4 protein-coding genes are annotated in these 3,448 nt (G+C 49.7%); all 4 read left to right on the top strand.

Translation table 11 applies throughout. The annotated features are described in order from the left end of the window. On the top strand, nucleotides 1–599 hold a 599-nt coding region (locus AC1DVH_RS28055; RefSeq protein ID WP_477756530.1), incomplete at its 5' end, for a hypothetical protein. A gap of 679 nt (nucleotides 600–1,278) precedes the next feature. Beyond that, nucleotides 1,279–1,821: a hypothetical protein gene (locus AC1DVH_RS28050; RefSeq protein ID WP_477756529.1), complete on the top strand. Its 543-nt coding sequence runs from the start codon at nucleotides 1,279–1,281 to the stop codon at nucleotides 1,819–1,821. A 195-nt stretch (nucleotides 1,822–2,016) separates the two neighbouring features. Further along, a complete protein-coding gene (locus tag AC1DVH_RS28045; protein ID WP_477756528.1) occupies nucleotides 2,017–2,853 on the top strand; it encodes a restriction endonuclease in 837 nt (278 codons plus the stop codon). An 83-nt stretch (nucleotides 2,854–2,936) separates the two neighbouring features. Further along, nucleotides 2,937–3,448 (top strand): hypothetical protein (locus AC1DVH_RS28040; RefSeq protein ID WP_477756527.1); only part of this gene is annotated, 512 nt, incomplete at its 3' end.

Genomic DNA, 3,448 nt, shown 5'->3' with positions numbered 1-3,448 from the left:
CAGCTACATTGGCCTTGGCCACTGATGCTATGCCCAAGGAAGATACATTCCTGCCCATTGCCCTCAAAGACTGGATTGTCATTGTCAGTGCCGTAGTGAGCATATTCATCGCATTCTGGGGTGTAAGGAACGGTCTCCGATCTGCTACGAAAGCTATTCAGGAGAAACAGAACGAGCATCGTCAAAAGCAACTTGCCGCGGCGCGGGACATGATGAAGGAGATTTTCACCGACCCATTGGCGCGCTCGGCAATGCGGATGATGGACTGGTCAGGACGAACCTTTACCTACGAAGAGCAGCCCTTCACGGTGCATTGGAGGGATCTGAAACTGGCGCTTGTGGTGCACCAGAAGGGTATGGGGTTCGACAAGCAGCAGGAGTTCATACGCGACAGCTTCGAGTCTTTCTTTGACCACATGCTCGTGCTTGAGCACTTCATCGAACAGAACTATTTGAACGAGGCCGACATAGCGGTGCCTCTCGAGTATTACGCAGGGCGAATCATCGCATTCCCCGACACCTACGATGGATTCCTGCGCGCGTATGGGTACGGTGAAGCCCGAGACCTGATGCTACGTCTGGCGCAGCGTCGTAAGTAAACAAAACACGCCGGCGTCACGGATCACCGAATCGTGAAGTCCTACCTTTTACAGCTCAACGGCAAAGCCCTTGATGCCCTGCGCTTCGGCAAAGTGGGTAATTGCACTGACTTGACCACCCATTTGCATCGGACTTGACCAGCACGTTCCGTAACCATGAACGGCAGAAAACGGCCCAGAGTGTGTAAAAACGCTTCACCAAAATTGAAGTATGCGCATCTACGTTAAATCTGAAATTTATCGGCACGTCAGCATATGTGGATTTCGCGTAGAAACGTGATTTCCAGTCCGATTTTGAGTACCTGTCGCGCTCAAAAACGTTTTTACACAGTCTCGGCCAAGAGCGGACGGATGGCCAAAGAATCACAAATCAGAATTATCACCGATGCTTCTTTCGAAGCTACTAGGCAGTAGGGCTGGCCATCACCTTTTCGTGTTTCTCTCTGGGCAATGTCGCGTTTGCCGTGTTCACGTCTAAGCTAGAAAAGGACTTACAGACCGACAAGAAGCGTTATACGACATGCCATCGCGACACGGTTTGCCGTCTATAAGGAATTGGACGCTAATGCGCCGAAATGAATCGAATACCATGAGAGCGCCTGTCGCGCAGCTAGTCGCAATCGCCTTATGGTCACTTGCTTGTGAGTGCTCGTCTGCGATGACCTTTGACGTGGTGGCCATGAAAGGTGAACCCGCAATCCTGGGTCGCGGTGAGATTGTGGCTGGAGATGCAACTCGCTTCAAAGCTGCTCTGACGCCGAATGCCAAACATTCGTATGGATACTACACATTGGTTCTGGAAAGCCCTGGGGGCAGTGTTCAAGCTGCGTTTGCACTATCCGGGGTTATCGATGCCAACTACGTAAATACCTATATAGCTCCAGGCGGGAGGTGCATCTCCGCTTGCGCCGCAATTATTTTCATTGCTGGACGAGAGCATGTAGCCGTTCCTGGTTCATACCTCGGGTTTCATGGCTGCTTTAATGCACAAACAAGAAAAATCGAAACTCTCTGCAACGAAGCGATTGCGGAGCATGCAATAGCCCATGGGACAGCATACGGTGCAGTGATGGCTTTTATCGAGAAGATCCCATCCGACGAAGTTGTCTGGATTAGCGGCAACGAAGCGGATTGTTGGGGAGTTAACCGGTATGACATCAGTCCGAAACCTGTGAACTATTTGAAGTGCGTCAGGAACGCTCTGAAGGATCTCCGTCGATGAGTAACCCAATCAAAGTGTGTGATCCCTGCGATGACCCAAGAGCCGGGTGGGGGCAGGTCGCCGCCCGATAGGGTGAATAGAGGACCTGATGGACCATCACTGTATCCAACTCTGGTGATGAGAACAGTTGGTGGACGTCGTTCGTGCGACCCAGTAGCCTTCCTTGCTTGCGAACTGCACACAGGAGACGCAGGTGTGATCGACAATCCGCTACCACAAGACTGGCGAGACCTTCAAAGTGGTGTGCAACGAATTTTCCGTAATGTCGGCCTGTCGGCAGACGTAGAGGTTGATCTCGAAACGCCGCGTGGCTCAGTGAATGTGGATGTCATGGCGGTAGACGTCCGGAGTGTGGACAAGGTCAGATACATCGTGGAATGCAAGAATTGGGGCAGCGCCATACCCCAGTCCGTAGTGCACTCGTTCACGACGATTATGCATGAAACCGGTGCCAACATCGGATTTATCATTTCGAAGCATGGGCTTCAGCAGGGTGCCAAGCGGTATACGCAAAACACAAACATTGTAGGGCTGACGTACCTGGAGTTCCAGCAACGATATTTTGAAGCCTGGTGGAAAAGGTATTTTTGCCCACTTGTCGGTGATGCGGCGGACAACCCGCTTCAATACACCGAACCGTGCAACACTTTGCGGGACCGTGCTTACGAAAATCTTAGTCCTCAAGACCAAGAAAAGTTTGATCACTTGAGAAATAAGAGTAGTACGTCGCTAATGGCCTTATCCATGTTCAATTACATGAGCATGGCGCCGGTGTTGCACACAGGCTCGCTGCTGGACGTTCCGACGGATTTAGATGAATTCAAAGCCAGGGTTCTCGCAGTAATAACTCCACACATCGAATGGCACTGCCACACGTTCCGAGGGCTATTGGAGATCATCTTGGACTACCTACGGGATGTGGAAGCTGATTTTGACGCGATATTTGGAGGATCAATCTTTGAGCCAAGGGATTCCATCAGCGGAGTCACTACTGATGGTCCGCCCTTGGATGATGGCATTTATCATCGCTGAGTCACCGGTCAGCGATATGTCACGGATACGCCCCTGCTCATCTCGGTGTGAGCTTATGAATAACATTAGTGAGCACTGAGAATATGGACGAAATTTTATCAAAAAAGCACTACAGACAAACTTTCTACATAGTGCTTTCGCTAGTTTTTTTGATTGCTGTGCTTCTTAGATTTTTATTAATTCCAGAAATCGAGAAGCTAATCTCCTCAAGTGCCCAAACTGCATTGATCTCATTGCTTGATAATCTCGTTACTTCAATAATTGTAACCGTTTTTATTGGGAGTTTTGTATTCTGGCTTAGACCTGAAATTGTGAAGCGATCTGCCATAGAGATTGTCGAGCCGAAGCAAATTGGTCATTTGCTAAAAGAGGCTACGCTGACGAGCAAGTTCTGGATATATAAAGGGGCTTGCGGCCGTTACACAAGAGCCACTACTTTTCCTAAATTGGCGGAAGCTGCACGAAATGATGGGATCGGTCGTGACATAACTGTATATCTCCTAGATCCAAGGGATGACGCACTTTGCACCAAGTATGCAACATATCGAAAAAGTCTAAAATCCGGAAGAAAAGGTACGCCATGGAGCTGTAAGGT

The organism is Pseudomonas sp. P4_C3, assembly GCF_056402075.1.
Note: the sequence above shows the minus strand (reverse complement) of the source record. Positions and strands in the feature narration are given on the sequence as shown.

Excerpts from the sequence above, each read along its gene's own strand:
- AC1DVH_RS28050 (WP_477756529.1), top strand. The coding sequence starts at position 1,279 with ATGAAAGGTGAACCCGCAATCCTGGGTCGCGGTGAGATTGTGGCTGGA.